14 protein-coding genes are annotated in these 14,757 nt (G+C 60.5%); 8 read left to right on the top strand and 6 right to left on the bottom strand.

The window, feature by feature from the left end; translation table 11 throughout:
- Positions 1 to 482 precede the first annotated feature (482 nt).
- Positions 483 to 1,136 (top strand): trimeric intracellular cation channel family protein, encoded by a 654-nt coding sequence (locus AWU82_RS22510; RefSeq protein WP_223290652.1) that lies wholly within the window; start codon positions 483 to 485, stop codon positions 1,134 to 1,136.
- Between the two features lie 45 nt (positions 1,137 to 1,181).
- On the opposite strand, the gene AWU82_RS22505 is transcribed toward AWU82_RS22510, so the two are convergent.
- The 4 genes from AWU82_RS22505 to AWU82_RS22490 all read right to left on the bottom strand — a co-directional run bounded on the left by AWU82_RS22505 (position 1,182) and on the right by AWU82_RS22490 (position 4,847).
- On the bottom strand, positions 1,182 to 1,949 hold the full coding sequence (locus AWU82_RS22505; protein ID WP_064380507.1) for an SDR family oxidoreductase: 768 nt from the start codon (positions 1,947 to 1,949) through the stop codon (positions 1,182 to 1,184).
- Between the two features lie 38 nt (positions 1,950 to 1,987).
- Positions 1,988 to 3,055, bottom strand: a complete 1,068-nt coding sequence (locus AWU82_RS22500; RefSeq protein ID WP_064380505.1) for a phosphotransferase family protein — start codon at positions 3,053 to 3,055, stop codon at positions 1,988 to 1,990.
- Positions 3,056 to 3,322: 267 nt separating this feature from the next.
- Positions 3,323 to 4,291 carry a 2-hydroxyacid dehydrogenase gene (locus tag AWU82_RS22495; protein WP_064380503.1) on the bottom strand — a complete coding sequence of 323 codons (969 nt, stop codon included), beginning with the start codon at positions 4,289 to 4,291 and terminating at the stop codon, positions 3,323 to 3,325.
- 172 nt (positions 4,292 to 4,463) lie between these two features.
- Positions 4,464 to 4,847, bottom strand: coding sequence for a tautomerase family protein (locus tag AWU82_RS22490; protein ID WP_064380501.1), 384 nt, complete (start codon positions 4,845 to 4,847; stop codon positions 4,464 to 4,466).
- 273 nt (positions 4,848 to 5,120) lie between these two features.
- Here AWU82_RS22490 and AWU82_RS22485 point away from each other — a divergent pair, with 273 nt between their 5' ends.
- The 3 genes from AWU82_RS22485 to AWU82_RS22475 all read left to right on the top strand — a co-directional run bounded on the left by AWU82_RS22485 (position 5,121) and on the right by AWU82_RS22475 (position 7,070).
- Positions 5,121 to 5,315, top strand: a complete 195-nt coding sequence (locus AWU82_RS22485; protein WP_007958836.1) for a hypothetical protein — start codon at positions 5,121 to 5,123, stop codon at positions 5,313 to 5,315.
- A 48-nt stretch (positions 5,316 to 5,363) separates the two neighbouring features.
- Complete coding sequence (locus tag AWU82_RS22480) at positions 5,364 to 5,534, top strand: hypothetical protein (protein WP_170928938.1); 171 nt, start codon at positions 5,364 to 5,366, stop codon at positions 5,532 to 5,534.
- Between the two features lie 255 nt (positions 5,535 to 5,789).
- A complete protein-coding gene (locus AWU82_RS22475; protein WP_064380500.1) occupies positions 5,790 to 7,070 on the top strand; it encodes an HAAAP family serine/threonine permease in 1,281 nt (426 codons plus the stop codon).
- A gap of 225 nt (positions 7,071 to 7,295) precedes the next feature.
- Here AWU82_RS22475 and acnB read toward each other — a convergent pair whose 3' ends face one another.
- Positions 7,296 to 9,905 (bottom strand): bifunctional aconitate hydratase 2/2-methylisocitrate dehydratase, encoded by a 2,610-nt coding sequence (acnB, locus tag AWU82_RS22470; RefSeq protein ID WP_064380498.1) that lies wholly within the window; start codon positions 9,903 to 9,905, stop codon positions 7,296 to 7,298.
- A gap of 468 nt (positions 9,906 to 10,373) precedes the next feature.
- Here acnB and AWU82_RS22465 point away from each other — a divergent pair, with 468 nt between their 5' ends.
- Entirely contained in the window at positions 10,374 to 10,844 is a 471-nt protein-coding gene (locus tag AWU82_RS22465; protein ID WP_039767141.1) for a DUF1289 domain-containing protein, read from the top strand.
- Positions 10,845 to 10,968: 124 nt separating this feature from the next.
- Here AWU82_RS22465 and uspL read toward each other — a convergent pair whose 3' ends face one another.
- Complete coding sequence (gene uspL / locus AWU82_RS22460) at positions 10,969 to 11,832, bottom strand: universal stress protein UspL (RefSeq protein ID WP_011334765.1); 864 nt, start codon at positions 11,830 to 11,832, stop codon at positions 10,969 to 10,971.
- A 159-nt stretch (positions 11,833 to 11,991) separates the two neighbouring features.
- Between uspL and miaE the strand changes: the two genes are divergently transcribed.
- The 3 genes from miaE to AWU82_RS22445 all read left to right on the top strand — a co-directional run bounded on the left by miaE (position 11,992) and on the right by AWU82_RS22445 (position 14,734).
- Positions 11,992 to 12,600 carry a MiaE family protein gene (gene miaE / locus AWU82_RS22455; RefSeq protein WP_011334764.1) on the top strand — a complete coding sequence of 203 codons (609 nt, stop codon included), beginning with the start codon at positions 11,992 to 11,994 and terminating at the stop codon, positions 12,598 to 12,600.
- Positions 12,601 to 12,739: 139 nt separating this feature from the next.
- Positions 12,740 to 13,447, top strand: coding sequence for a response regulator (locus AWU82_RS22450; protein ID WP_064380497.1), 708 nt, complete (start codon positions 12,740 to 12,742; stop codon positions 13,445 to 13,447).
- Entirely contained in the window at positions 13,448 to 14,734 is a 1,287-nt protein-coding gene (locus AWU82_RS22445; RefSeq protein WP_064380495.1) for an ATP-binding protein, read from the top strand.
- Positions 14,735 to 14,757: the final 23 nt, after the last annotated feature.

Below are 14,757 nucleotides of genomic sequence, written 5' to 3'. Positions count from 1 at the left end.
AAGCTTGAGTTTGATCGTTCCCACGCTCCGCGTGGGAATGCAGCCCGGGACGCTCTGCGTCCCAATCCGAGGTTCACCTGTGGGTGATGGCTTGTCGGCGGTGGCGATGGATTAGTCGACTCATCCCGAAAATCGACAGCAAATCCTGCCAGTTCGAGCCATTTCACTGGCACTTGCAGTCCACTGGTCTATAAGGAATGAGTGGTTCGGTTTCCATAACCGGGCGTTGTCCTGCTCGGCGACGGGAGTTTTCTTCCATTCATCGCGGGTCATCCTATGAACAATCCTGGGAAACGCGTGTGTTTTTCGTTGTTGTCGGCTGTCGGTCTGGTGCTGCTCAGTGGGTGCGCCAGTCCTCCACCGCCTCCGCCAGCTGCGCCGCCTCCGCCACCTGAGCGGACTTGTCAGGTCATGGAAAATACCGAGGTCGCCGGTGATGCCTACGCCGACGGGCAAGTGACTCGACACATCACCAAGACCCGTTGCGTCACTCAATAAGCCGGGCGCCTGTGAAGGCGCGGGTCGAGTGGATTGTGCTGGTGGCCGATCTGGTCGGCACGGCGGTGTTTGCGGTTGAAGGCGCGATTGCGGCGATGCGCAGTCAGCTCGATCTGCTCGGGGTGATGGTGATTGCGTTCATCGTTGCGCTCGGTGGCGGGGTGACGCGTGATCTGTTGATCGGTGCGGCGCCGCCCAAGGCTGTGGCGGACTGGCGCTATCCGGCGCTGGCGTTTGCCATGGGCGGGGTGGCGTTTGTTTTTCATGAGCTGGTGCTGGGTTGGTCCGGTTCGACGCTGATCGTGCTGGATGCGGCGGGGTTGGCGTTGTTTGCCGTGGCCGGGGCGCAGAAGGCCTTGAATTTCGGGATCTCGCCGTTTGTGGCCATGCTGATGGGCACGATTACCGGGGTCGGTGGCGGGGTGCTGCGTGACATTGTGCTGGCGCGAGTGCCAGTGGTGTTGCAGGCGGACTTGTATGCCAGTTCGGCGTTTGTTGGCGCGGCGGTGTTGATTGTCGGGCGCAGGCTGGGTGTTCCGCCGGTGGCAGCTGCGTTGCTGGCCGGAGCGGCGTGTTTGTTGTTGCGGTTGTTGTCGGTGCATTTCGGCTGGCAGTTGCCGAAGGTGCCGGGGGCATGAAAAAGGCAGCCCTTGGGCTGCCTTTTCTTTTGCGTCAGAAGCGGATCAGGACAGGAATCCGCCGTCCACGTTCAGCGATACGCCGGTGGTGTAGCTCGAGGCATCGCTCGCCAGGTACAGCACGGCGCCGGCCATTTCGCTCGGGTCGGCTACGCGTTTGAGCGGGATCTGTGTCAGGGCCTGTTTCAGGATCGCGTCGTTCTTCACCAGGGCCGAGGCGAATTTGGTGTCGGTCAGGCCCGGCAGCAGGGCGTTGCAGCGGATGCCGAACTGCGCGCATTCCTTGGCGAAGACCTTGGTCATGTTGATCACGGCAGCTTTGGTCACCGAGTAGATGCCCTGGAAGATCCCCGGCGAAATGCCGTTGATCGAGGCCACGTTGATGATGCTGCCGCCGCCGTTTTCGCGCATCAGCTTGCCGGCTTCCACCGACATGAAGAAGTAGCCGCGGATGTTCACGTCGACGGTTTTCTGGAAGGCGCCGAGGTCGGTGTCCAGCACGTTGCAGAACTGTGGGTTGGTCGCGGCGTTGTTGACCAGGATGTCCAGGCGCCCGAACTGTTCCTTGATGCCGGCGAAGACCTGGCTGATCTGTTCCATTTCGCCGATGTGGCAGGCGATGGCGGTGGCCTTGCCGCCGGCGGCGATGATGGCGTCGGCCACGTGTTGGCAGCCTTCGAGCTTGCGGCTCGAAACGATCACGTGGGCGCCTTGCTGGGCCAGCAGTTTGGCGATGGCTTCACCGATGCCGCGGCTGGCGCCGGAGACGAAAGCGATCTTGCCGTCGAGGTCGAACAACTGAGTCTTGGACATGGGATTCCCTTGTAGTAAGCCTTGTTATAACGCCGTCATCAGAGGCTGGATTTGTCAATGACCTGCAGGCTCATCTGTTCCAGCAGTTTGTTCATGTGAATGAACTGCGCGAAGCGTTTGTCCTGGGTCTGGCCATGGAAGAAGCGGTAGTAAATCTGCTGCACGATGCCGGCCAGGCGGAACAGGCCGTAGGTGTAGTAGAAGTCGAAATTGTCGATCTGGATGCCCGAACGCTCGGCGTAGTAATCGACGAATTCGCGGCGCGTCAGCATGCCCGGGGCGTGGCTTGGCTGGCGGCGCATCAGTTGTACCGGCGCCGGATCGTCGGCCTGGATCCAGTAGGCGAGGGTGTTGCCCAGATCCATCAATGGATCGCCAAGGGTAGTCAGTTCCCAGTCGAGCACGCCGATGATCTGCATCGGGTTGCTCGGGTCGAGGATGACGTTGTCGAAGCGGTAGTCGTTGTGGACGATGCTGGAGGTCGGGTGATCGGCCGGCATCTTGTCGTTGAGCCAGGCTTTGACCTGTTCCCAGTGCGGTGCGTCCGGGGTCAGGGCTTTCTCGTAGCGTTCGCTCCAGCCTTTGATCTGGCGGGCGACGTAGCCTTCCGGTTTGCCCAGATCGCCGAGGCCGCAGGCTTTGTAGTCGACCCGATGCAGCTCGACGAAACGGTCGATGAAACTCTTGCACAGGGCTTCGGTTTTGGCCGCGTCCAGGCCCAGTTCCGGCGGCAGGTCCGAGCGCAGGATGATCCCCCTGACCCGTTCCATCACATAGAACTCGGCACCGATCACTGACTCATCGGTGCAGTGCACATAGGCTTTCGGGCAATACGGGAAACCGTCGCGCAACTGGTTGAGGATGCGGAATTCGCGGCCCATGTCGTGGGCGGACTTGGCTTTGTGGCCGAACGGCGGACGGCGCAGGACGAATTCCTGGTCCGGGTATTCCAGCAGGTAGGTCAGGTTCGACGCGCCGCCGGGAAACTGGCTGATCTGCGGTGTGCCGGTCAGGCCCGGAATGTGCGCCTTGAGGTACGGATCGATCAGGCTGGCATCGAGTTCTTCGCCAGAGCGGATACGGGTGGACTGGTCAGTAAGCGCCATGCTTATCCCTTCTGCTTATTTTGGAGGCCAGACATCATTGGCTAATCTAATGGCGCGCTCGGGCGGTCACAAGCGCGGTTCGGTCTTATAGGTTAGCGTGTTGGACGGTAATCAACTTTGGGAATGGGCGCGGCGGGCCGCTCGCGACTAATGTTTAGCGCGTATGCCTTGTTCAGAAACGAGCCTGGAAACAGGCTGCGCGAAAGTCTGTGCCAGCGCCGCCCTTCCATGCGCAGCCTGGCGTCTGAGGACTTTGCCCAGCGTGCTTCAGTGCACGCGCTGGTTGTTGAGTTTCGGCGGTAGCTGGAGCGGCGTCAGTACCGGTTGCCCTGAGAAGAACGCCACCAGATTCTTGCCCACCAGCTCAACGGTGCCTTGAGTGGCTTCCGGTGACAACCCGGCGACGTGAGGGGTAAGAAGCACGTTGCTGAGATTTTTCAGCGCATCGGGCACTTGCGGCTCGTGATCGAACACATCCAGCGCTGCGCCGGCGATTCGACGTTGTTCCAGTGCGGCGATCAAGTCGGCAGTGGCGATCACGCTGGCACGGGCAATGTTGACGATGAAACCATTGGGCCCCAGGGCATCAAGCACCGGGCGGGTCACCAGATGCTGGCTGCCGATGCCGCCGGGCGTGGCAACCACCAGAAAGTCCGAGGCCCGGGCCAGTTCGGTCGGGGTCGAGCAGAACGCGTAAGGCACATCGCTGCGCACCTGACGGTTGTGATAGCTGATCTCCATGTCGAAGCCCAGCCCCGCGCGTTTGGCAATCGCCATCCCCACCGCGCCCAGCCCGAGAATGCCCAGGCGCTTGCCGGCCAGCGAAGGGCGCATGATCTTCGGCCACTCGCCCCGACGCACTGCGGCATCGCAGCGCGGAATGTCGCGCACCAGCGCCAGCAGCATCGCCATGGCGTGGTCGGCCACCGACGAAGCGTTGACGCCGGCGCCGTTGGTCACGGTCAGCCCACGGTCGCTGGCGGCTTGCAGGTCGACCTGCTCGTAACCGGCGCCGATCACGCAGATGATTTTCAGCGCGGGCAATGCTGCCATTTCTTCGGCGTATAAGCCCAGCGGGCCACGGGTCAGTACCGCGTCGATCCGTGCCCCGTGGGTGGCAATGGCCTGCGCGCGTTCGGCAGGGGTCGGCGCGAGAATCAGATGAAAACCCTGTCGTTCGAGAATCGGCAAATAATCATTGATGGTTTCAACCAGTACCAGAACGGTGGCGGGCATTGCTCGGCTCCTGTGATCGTCGGTCTTCGGGCGCAAAAGTCGGTTCAGAGTGCTGATTCCAGAGCGGTTTGGCAATGGCTGGCGCGGCCCCGCATCAGGCAGTGTAGGAGCTGACGCGGGGAGTGCGCGGGTGCTTCGTCAGAAGGTGATGCCGGCGCCGGTGGTCACAGGATCAGGTCACGTACTGGGCGATGCCGTTGCCGAACGACCAGTTCTCTTTTTTCACCTCCACCAGATTGATGAACACGTCCTCCTGGCGCACGGCCAGTTGCTCGTTCAGGTTGCGCGCGATGGTCTGGAACAGCCGTTGTTTCATTTCTACGGTGCGGCCTTCGCTGATGGTCAGCTGGATGAACACGATGCCGTCGCTGCGCCGGATCCCCAGGTATTGCGGGTCATAGACGAAGTGCTGGTCGTCGTGCTCGGCCAGCACCTGGAAATTGTCGTGTTCCGGCACATTGATCTCGCTGCGCAGGGCGGCGTAGATCACTTCGCCAATGCGTTTGGCGAACGTCGGGTCCGGGTTTTTCTTGATGTCGACGCGGACGAGAGGCATGGGATGGCTCCACAGGTGAGGGGACTGGACGGGGATGTCAGTCAATTCGCCATTGGGTATAGCCGAAAAATACCAGTCGGTGAGGTTGTTTAAAAACGTTAGGAAATGGACGCACCGTCCTGCTGGATTTACGGATGTTGCCTACGAGTGCTGCCGGATTCATCCGCTATACGGCGGGGTGAGAAGCGCGGAATTATAGAGAGCAGGACGGGATGCGTTCTTCATGACGAAGCAGTAATCCGGACGGAAATTGCCATCAGCCAAGGAAGGCCAATGCTTCAGAACAACCGCGAAAACCTGGAACTCGACAGGCTGCATAACGAAACGCGAAAACTGATAGCTGAGCGGCAGAAGCTTATGGCGGAACAGAAGAAGCTGAAGTGGGAGACGTATTTTTATCCAGTTGCGGTGGTGGCCGGCGTGTTGACGGCAAGCGCGGCATTGGCAGGCGTCTTTTTCAAGTTTTGAGCGTTCGTTTTCGCAATCTTCAGACACATGACTCAAAAGGAAATCAACATGAGCACCTATGACGCCAAAGCCAGAATGGAACAACTGGAACGGGAACACGATGAGTGGGCCGAAAAAATACGTATCAAAGACAGGAAAGAAATGCGCCCGATCTGGGCGTTGATGGGTCTGGGCATCTTTTGCATGTTCCTCGGCTTCATATTGGCCCGATCGATCTGATCGGGTTTTCCCATGGCACATTCGGCGCCGGTACATGCCATAAAACGACATATCGCGTATCTGGCGCCGACAGTCTTTTTCCCAAAAACGACAATCCTCCGGTCTGCTCCGCACAACCATTCCTCAGCTAAGTCTTTGCTTCTGCTCATTTATCGCGGAGAATCGCGCCCCTGTTTCGGCCGGAGCATGTCTGTCGGTTTTTTCCGACGCGTCCTGACCGAGTGGCAAGTGACCGGAATGCGGAGATCCGACCGGATGAATGATCAGGCCAATAGCGTCGAACAACGCTTTGAGGCGGCAGCACCAGCCGAACTGTCGAGCTGGAATCGCCATGACACTACCTGGATGTTGGGACTGTTCGGGACGGCCATCGGCGCCGGTACCCTGTTTTTGCCGATCAACGCAGGTCTGGGTGGCTTCTGGCCGCTGGTGATCCTCGCGCTGCTGGCCTTCCCGATGACGTTCTACGCACACCGCGGTCTGACCCGCTTCGTGCTCTCCGGTCGCGAAGGCGCCGACATCACTGACGTGGTGGAGCAGCATTTCGGCATCAAGGCCGGCGCGCTGATCACGTTGCTGTACTTCTTCGCAATCTTCCCGATCCTGCTGATCTACAGCGTCGGCCTGACCAACACGGTCGCCAGTTTCCTCGAACACCAACTGCACATCACGCCGCCACCGCGCGCGCTGCTGTCGTTCGTGCTGATCCTCGGCCTGCTGGCCGTGGTGCGCTGCGGCGAGCAAGTGATCGTCAAGGCCATGAGCCTGATGGTGTATCCGTTCATCGTTGCGCTGCTGTTCCTGGCGGTGTACCTGATTCCGCACTGGAACGGCGGCATCCTGACCACGGCTTCGCAAGTGCCGGCACCGTCGGCGCTGCTGCACACGCTGTGGCTGGCGATTCCGGTGATGGTGTTCTCGTTCAACCACTCGCCGATCATCTCGGCGTTTGCGGTGGATCAGAAGCGCCGTTACGGTGTCCACGCCGACGAGCGTAGCTCGCAGATCCTGTCCCGCGCCCACCTGCTGATGGTGGTGATGGTGCTGTTCTTCGTCTTCAGTTGCGTACTGACCCTGTCGCCGGAGCAACTGGCGCAAGCCAAGGCGCAGAACCTGTCGATCCTGTCGTACCTGGCCAACCACTTCAGCAACCCGACCATCGCGTTCGCGGCGCCGCTGATTGCGTTCGTGGCGATCTCCAAGTCGTTCCTTGGTCACTACATCGGTGCCAGCGAAGGCCTGAAAGGCTTGATCGTCAAAAGCGGCAAGCGTCCGGGCGCCAAGGCGCTGGATCGCATTGTGGCGGCGTTCATGCTGGTGGTGTGCTGGATCGTGGCGACCCTGAACCCGAGCATCCTCGGCATGATCGAAACCATCGGTGGCCCGGTCATCGCGGCGATCCTGTTCCTGATGCCGATGTACGCGATCCGCAAAGTGCCGGCGATGGCCCGTTATCGTGGGCAGATGTCGAACGTGTTTGTCACCGCAGTGGGTCTGGTGGCGATTTCGGCGTTGATCTACTCGCTGACTGCTTAAGGTTCAGCAACAAGGTTCTAATTGATCTTGTGAAAAAGAAAGGCCGATCTGCCTCGCAGGTCGGCCTTTTTTGTGCCTGCGATCTTCGCGGGCAGGTTCGCTCCCAAGATGATCGTTCCCACGCGGAGCGTGGGAACGATCAGCGCGGGGCGAGGCCCCATCCGGCAGGCATAAAAAAACGCCGCTCATCTCGCGATGGGCGGCGTTTATCATTGCGTTGCAGCGTTAGGCTTGAACGACAGGGATCTTGGCGTTCGCAGCAGCTTCACGGAACTCGGCAATCTGGTCGAAGGACAGGTAGCGGTAAACGTCGGCCGCCATGCTGTCGATCTTGCCAGCGTACTCCATGTACTCCTCGACGGTCGGCAGGCGACCCAGGATCGAAGCAACGGACGCCAGCTCAGCCGAGGCCAGGTAGACGTTCGCGCCGTCGCCCAGACGGTTCGGGAAGTTACGGGTCGACGTCGACACCACGGTGCTGTTCGGCTCGACGCGTGCCTGGTTACCCATGCACAGCGAGCAGCCTGGCATTTCCATGCGGGCGCCGGCCTTGCCGTAGATGCCGTAGTAGCCTTCTTCGGTCAGTTGGTGAGCGTCCATCTTGGTCGGCGGCGACAGCCACAGACGGGTTGGCAGCTGACCCTTGACCTGATCCAGCAGCTTACCGGCAGCGCGGAAGTGACCGATGTTGGTCATGCACGAACCGATGAACACTTCGTCGATCTTCTCGCCAGCAACGCTGGACAGCAGGCGGGCGTCGTCCGGGTCGTTCGGCGCGCACAGTACAGGCTCGCTGATGTCGGCCAGATCGATTTCGATGACTTCGGCGTATTCGGCGTCGGCATCGGCTTCCATCAGTTGCGGGTTGGCGATCCAGGCTTCCATCGCTTGGGCGCGACGTTCCAGGGTTCGGGCATCGCCGTAGCCTTCGCCGATCATCCAGCGCAGCAGGGTGATGTTGGACTGCAGGTACTCGGTGATCGACTCTTTCGACAGCTTGATGGTGCAACCGGCAGCCGAACGTTCGGCCGAGGCGTCGGACAGTTCGAACGCCTGTTCCAGGGTCAGACCTTCCAGGCCTTCGATTTCCAGGATGCGGCCGGAGAAGGCGTTTTTCTTGCCTTTCTTCTCAACGGTCAGCAGACCGTTCTGGATGGCGAAGTAAGGGATGGCATGAACCAGGTCACGCAGGGTGATGCCAGGTTTCATTTTACCTTTGAAGCGCACCAGGATCGATTCCGGCATGTCCAGCGGCATGACGCCGGTGGCTGCGGCGAACGCGACCAGACCGGAACCGGCCGGGAACGAGATGCCCATCGGGAAACGGGTGTGCGAGTCACCACCGGTACCGACGGTGTCCGGCAGCAGCATGCGGTTCAGCCACGAGTGGATGATGCCGTCGCCCGGACGCAGGGAAACACCGCCGCGGGTCATGATGAAGTCAGGCAGGGTGTGGTGGGTGGTCACGTCGATCGGCTTTGGATAAGCCGCGGTGTGGCAGAAGGACTGCATCACCAGATCAGCGGAGAAGCCCAGGCACGCCAGGTCTTTCAGTTCGTCACGGGTCATTGGACCGGTGGTGTCCTGAGAACCTACGGTGGTCATCTTCGGTTCGCAGTAGGTGCCAGGACGAACGCCTTTGCCTTCTGCCAGACCGCAAGCCTTGCCGACCATTTTCTGCGCCAGGGTGAAGCCCTTGGTGCTTTCAGCCGGTGCTTCCGGCTTCTTGAACAGGTCGAACGCTGGCAGACCCAGTTCGGCGCGAGCCTTCTCGGTCAGGCCACGGCCGATGATCAGCGGGATACGGCCGCCGGCGCGGACTTCGTCCAGCAGGACCGGGGTCTTCATTTCGAAGGTGGTGATGACTTCGTCGGTATCGTGCTTGCAGACTTTGCCAGCGTGCGGGTACAGGTCGATCACGTCGCCCATGTTCATGTTCGATACGTCGAACTCGATTGGCAGTGCGCCGGCATCTTCCATGGTGTTGTAGAAGATCGGAGCGATTTTGCTGCCGAAGCAGAAACCGCCAGCGCGCTTGTTCGGCACGTAAGGGATGTCGTCGCCGAAGAACCACAGCACCGAGTTGGTCGCCGATTTACGCGAGGAACCGGTACCGACCACGTCACCGACGTAGGCGATAGGGAAGCCCTGGCCGCGCATTTCTTCGATCTGCTTCATCGGGCCGGTCTTGCCTTGCTCGTCCGGAACGATGCCGTCACGGGCCATTTTCAGCATGGCCAGGGCGTGCAGCGGGATGTCTGGACGCGACCAGGCGTCCGGGGCAGGGGACAGGTCGTCGGTGTTGGTTTCGCCAGTCACCTTGAAGACGCGCAGGCTGATCTTGTCGGCCAGTACAGGGCGCTTCTTGAACCACTCGCCGTCAGCCCAGGATTGCAGCACGGCCTTGGCGTGAACGTTGCCGTTCTTGGCTTTTTCAGCCACGTCGTGGAAGGCATCGAACATCAGCAGGGTGTGCTTGAGTTCTTCGGCGGCCACTGGCGCCAGCTCGGCGTCGTCCAGCAGTTCAACCAGGGTCACGATGTTGTAGCCGCCCTGCATGGTGCCGAGCAGTTCTACAGCGCGTTTCTTGTCCAGCAGAGGGGAGGAGACTTCGCCCTTGGCCAGTGCGGAGAGGAAACCGGCCTTGACGTAGGCGGCTTCGTCCACTCCTGGTGGTACGCGATTGGTGATCAGGTCAACGAGGAAAGCTTCTTCGCCAGCCGGAGGATTCTTCAGCAGCTCGACCAGGCCTGCAGTTTGTTCGGCGTTAAGCGGCTGGGGAACGATACCCAGGGCTGCACGCTCTTCGATATGTTTGCGGTAGGCTTCAAGCACAGTTATTACCCTCATCAGTGGTCCCAAATGGGTGTCCGGGACGCTCATCCCGAAATGCTCGTACTCATGCGCTGCGTGGCGTTGTGGGCCGCTTAGCCAGAATTACCGGGCATTCCTTACAGAAGCTGCTTTCAAAGTTTTACGCCTGCAGAACGGGGAGCTGATGAGGGTTGGCGTTGGGCTTTTCCCCGCTGGAAAAACCCTACGCCAACACCGCTCTGAAGGAACGACTGTGCTCGTGACGCTTTGAAAACAGCTTCTAACGGACATTGGCGCCTAAAAAGGCTGGCTGATTCTACGGCAAAAAAAATTTAAAGGTAAGTCGCGCTCTATTGGACTTTGGTTGCGTTGTGCGCGGCTCGGGCAAACCTTGATCCAGCGCTTGCCCCTGACGTTTGAGGGGTGATGAATGGCGGACAAAGGGCTAACATGCCGACCTGTTCCGCGTTTCAAGTGTTCTGCCCATTTATGCCCAATCAGACCATCAAGACCCCCTGCGTCGGCCTCTGCTCCACCGTTTACGGTGATCTGGTGTGCCGTGGCTGCAAGCGTTTCCACCACGAAGTGATCCATTGGAACGGTTACAACGAGGAAGAAAAGCGTGCGGTGTGGCTGCGTCTTGAGCAATTGCTGTCACAAGTGATGGCGAGCAAGGTCGAGGTCTTCGACCCGGCGCGCCTGCGTCTGCAACTGGAACAGCGCAAGATCCGCTTCGTGCCGCATCAGTCGGAATATTGCTGGGCGTATCAGCTGATCGCCCGGGGCGCGCGGGTGATCATTAATCTGGAAGCCTACGGAATGGTATTGCTGCCGGAGTTTCGCGACTGGAACCTGCCGGAACTGCGCGATGCCATTGATCGGGAATTTTTCCTGCTATCGGAAGCGCACTATCAGCGCTACATCGCGCCCGGTTTCCTCAAGGACGCCCTCGGCGACTGATCTATTGCTATCGCTGGCAAGCCAGCTCCCACAATGATGGTGTAAAGCTCTCCATGGAGTGCACACCTAAGTCCCTGTGGGAGCTGGCTTGCCAGCGATGACGGCCTTGCAGGCGCCCCAATAGTTAATGCTTCACCGCCAACTCCACCAAATGGTCTTCAACCTCCTGCGGTTTGAGCACCAGCACATCACTCTCCAATTGATCCAGCACCTGCTCTGCCGTGTTGCCGATCAAGGCACCGGATACGCCACTGCGCGCCACGGTACCGATCACCGTCACAGCCGCCTGCAGCTTGTGCGCCATGAACGGAATCAACACGTCCGCCGGGCCTTCCTCGACATGCAAATGCTCGTCATCGATGTCGAACTCAGCCTGAAACGCCCGGCATTGCTCGCGATAGCGCGCCTCGATGGTTTCCTTAAGCTGGAACGTCGGGTCGGCCGCCGACAGCATCGGCGACGGATGAGCGGTAATCACATGCAGATGCCCCTTGGCCAGGCTGGCAATGTCGAACCCATGGTCGATGATCGTGGTGTGCAGATGACGGTGTTCGCCGTCGGCATTGCCCACGTCGACCGCTGCCAGAATCACCTTGTCCTTCCACGAACCGGCGGTCTTCACCAGCAGCACCGGAGTAGGGCAGTGGCGCAGCAGTTTCCAGTCCGCCGGGGTCAGCAGGGCCTTTTTCAACGGGCTGTCGGGGAAGTGCTGCTTGATCACCAGCCCGCAGCCTTCAGCCTGCTGCACATCGATGATGGTTTCGTGCAGGCTCTCGTTCCACGCCTGTTCGGTGGTGACGCTGTAGCCGTCCGCCAGCAGCGCGGCCTTGAGCACGCTGAGCATGCCGGCGTGATCGTGCTTCTTGTCGCAGACCAGCAGGTGCAGATGGGCCTGGGTCACCCCGGCGATCAGTTTGGCGCGCTTGAGCGCCAGGCTTTCCGCGTGTTCGGGTTCGATGACCACCAGAATGCTGCGAATGGCTTGCATGAGTGAGTCTCCAGCAATGAAAAGGCACGGCGTTGCACAACTATAGTTGCTGCGCATCCGTCTGCGACTTGATGCATATCAACGCGCGCGGCTGGTGGTCTGCGGGCAGGCCGGTATAATCGGCGCCCTTCGCTCGAACACCTTTTGACCGTGAGCCCCATGATCCTTCCCGAAATCCACGAATTCCTTGGTTGCCGCACGCCTGACGCCTGGGTCCAGGCCGCGCTGGCCGATCAGGAAACCCTGCTGATCGACCACAAGAACTGCGAGTTCAAGGCCGCCAGCACCGCGTTGAGCCTGATCGCCAAGTACCATTCCCACGTCGATCTGATCAACATGATGTCGCGTCTGGCCCGGGAAGAGCTGGTGCACCACGAGCAGGTGATGCGCATCATGAAGCGACGCAAGATCGAACTGCGCCAGCTCCACGCCGGCCGTTATGCCTCGAGCCTGCGCAAAGTGGTGCGCAGCCATGAACCGGTGAAACTGGTCGACACCCTGGTGGTCGGCGCCTTTATCGAAGCGCGCAGTTGCGAGCGGTTCGAAGCGCTGGTGCCGCATCTGGACGAAGAACTCGGCAAGTTCTACTTCGGCCTGCTGAAAAGCGAGGCCCGGCATTTCCAGGGTTACCTGAAACTGGCCTACCAGTACGGTGACGCCAAGGACATCGCCCAGGTGATCGAGAGAGTCCGCGCCGCCGAGCAGGACCTGATCGAGTCGCCGGACGAGGAATTCCGTTTCCACAGCGGCGTACCTGTCGCGGCCTGAATTGTTAAAAACTCTTAAGAGTATGAAACATCAGCGAAAACCGGCCCAAGTGGCCGGTTTTTGCTGCCCGCAATAGGTGTCTCGCCTGTGAATGCCGCCATAATGTCGCCCACTTCACTGAGGGTTGGCGGCGGTTGTTATGGATAACCTGGGTTTTGGCAGAGTCCTGCTGGTGGAAGACGATGAGCGGCTGGCCGCACTGATCGCCCACTTTCTCGAACAACACGGCTACGAGGTACGCACGGTGCATCGCGGCGACCTGGCCGTGGCCGCGTTTCTCGAATTCAAGCCCAAAGTGGTGGTGCTCGACCTGATGCTGCCGGGGCAGAGCGGCCTGCACGTCTGCCGGGAAATCCGCAGCGTGTCGGACACGCCGATTGTTATTCTGACGGCCAAGGAAGATGACCTCGACCATATTCTGGGCCTGGAGTCCGGGGCCGACGACTACGTGATCAAACCGATCAAGCCGCCTGTTCTGCTCGCACGCCTGCGGGCCCTGCAACGCCGGCAGGTGCCGGACAGCGGTGTGGTCAGCTCGCTGGAATTCGGCAATCTGGTCATCGACCGCAGTTGCCGCGAAGTGCGTCTGGCGGGCGAGCTGATCGAACTGACCACCATGGAATTCGAACTGCTGTGGCTGCTGGCCAGCGCTGCCGGCAAGATCCTGTCGCGCGATGACATTCTCAACCGCATGCGCGGCATCGCGTTCGATGGCCTCAACCGCAGCGTCGACGTGTACATCAGCAAGTTGCGCAACAAACTCAAGGACAACCCTCGCGAACCGGTGTGCATCAAGACCGTGTGGGGCAAGGGTTACCTGTTCAATCCGTTCGCGTGGGAGTTGTAGATGCTGCGGTTATTTCTCGGGCTGTTTCTGGTGATGACCGTCGGACTGGTGGCGGCGCTGCAAACCGTCGAACACACCTTCAACGCGTTGCTCGACAACCAGATGCAGGCCTACAACCGCGAGGCGGTGCGCGGTCAGGCCTGGTCGCTGGTCGAACACATGCGCGACCAGCAGGGCGCGGCGCGCGAGGCGCAACTGGAGGCGTTGCGGCCGCACTACGGGCTGACGTTGAGCCTGATCGAGGCTGACCAACTGAACCTCAACGATCAGGAAAAAGCCGAACTGGCTCAGGATCTGTTGGTGATCCGCGACGATTACACCCAGTTCATCAGCAACATCGACGGTGGTTCGCAGTTGCTCAGCATCAAGCTGCCGCCCGAGCCGAGCCTGATGCCGTTCTACATTGCCGGGGCCTACCTGATGCTGGCGGTGCTGCTGGGCATCGTCCTGTACTTCTGGGTTCGCCCGCACTGGCGCGATCTGGAAAAACTGCGGCTGGCCGCCGAGCGTTTCGGCGACAACGACCTCTCGGTACGTATCCAGCTGTCCAAGCGCTCGAACATCCGCGACTTGGCCGGCCACTTCAACCTGATGGCGGCGCGCATCGAAGGCCTGATCGCCAATCAGCGCGAACTGACCAACGCGGTCTCTCACGAACTGCGCACGCCGATTGCCCGGTTGTCGTTCGAGCTCGATCAGCTCAAGCAGCAACCGGACGCCAGCCAGAACCGCGAACTGATCGCCGACATGTACGCCGACCTCGGCGAGCTGGAAGAAATGGTCTCCGAACTGCTGACCTACGCCAGCCTTGAACGCGGCGCGACGGTGATCACCCGCGAAAACATTCAGGCTGCCAACTGGCTCGACAGCGTGGTCGGTAGCGTGGCGCTGGAAGCCGAGGCCGCCGGGGTACAGCTGTTGATCGTAGATTGCCGGGTCGACGAAGTGCGGATCGAACCGCGTTTCATGGCGCGGGCGGTGATCAATCTGCTGCGCAATGCCATCCGGTATGCCGAGCAGCGGGTCGAGGTGTCGCTGGTGCGCATCGGCGATCAATACGAAGTTCAGGTCAACGACGACGGGCCGGGCGTGCCGCTGGCCGGTCGAGAGAAGATTTTCGAACCGTTCTCGCGTCTGGACGCCAGCCGCGACCGCCGCACGGGCGGTTTCGGACTTGGCCTGGCACTGGTGCGACGGGTGTCGCAATCCCATGGCGGGCAGGTCGAGGTCGGCGACTCGCCGTGGGGCGGCGCTTCGTTCCGCATGACCTGGGCGCATCTGGATTGATGAGTCTCCCTCCCCGGAAGGGG

It is taken from the genome of Pseudomonas glycinae (genome assembly GCF_001594225.2).
GTDB classification, from domain to species: Bacteria; Pseudomonadota; Gammaproteobacteria; order Pseudomonadales; family Pseudomonadaceae; genus Aquipseudomonas; species Aquipseudomonas glycinae.
This window is presented reverse-complemented; position numbering and strand designations above follow the sequence as displayed.

Coding starts and splice junctions, on each gene's coding strand:
- AWU82_RS22505 (WP_064380507.1), bottom strand. CDS start 1,949: ATGTCCAAGACTCAGTTGTTCGACCTCGACGGCAAGATCGCTTTCGTC.
- AWU82_RS22500 (WP_064380505.1), bottom strand. CDS start 3,055: ATGGCGCTTACTGACCAGTCCACCCGTATCCGCTCTGGCGAAGAACTC.
- AWU82_RS22495 (WP_064380503.1), bottom strand. CDS start 4,291: ATGCCCGCCACCGTTCTGGTACTGGTTGAAACCATCAATGATTATTTG.
- AWU82_RS22490 (WP_064380501.1), bottom strand. CDS start 4,847: ATGCCTCTCGTCCGCGTCGACATCAAGAAAAACCCGGACCCGACGTTC.
- AWU82_RS22485 (WP_007958836.1), top strand. CDS start 5,121: ATGCTTCAGAACAACCGCGAAAACCTGGAACTCGACAGGCTGCATAAC.
- AWU82_RS22480 (WP_170928938.1), top strand. CDS start 5,364: ATGAGCACCTATGACGCCAAAGCCAGAATGGAACAACTGGAACGGGAA.
- AWU82_RS22475 (WP_064380500.1), top strand. CDS start 5,790: ATGAATGATCAGGCCAATAGCGTCGAACAACGCTTTGAGGCGGCAGCA.
- AWU82_RS22465 (WP_039767141.1), top strand. CDS start 10,374: ATGCCCAATCAGACCATCAAGACCCCCTGCGTCGGCCTCTGCTCCACC.
- uspL (WP_011334765.1), bottom strand. CDS start 11,832: ATGCAAGCCATTCGCAGCATTCTGGTGGTCATCGAACCCGAACACGCG.
- miaE (WP_011334764.1), top strand. CDS start 11,992: ATGATCCTTCCCGAAATCCACGAATTCCTTGGTTGCCGCACGCCTGAC.
- AWU82_RS22450 (WP_064380497.1), top strand. CDS start 12,740: ATGGATAACCTGGGTTTTGGCAGAGTCCTGCTGGTGGAAGACGATGAG.
- AWU82_RS22445 (WP_064380495.1), top strand. CDS start 13,448: ATGCTGCGGTTATTTCTCGGGCTGTTTCTGGTGATGACCGTCGGACTG.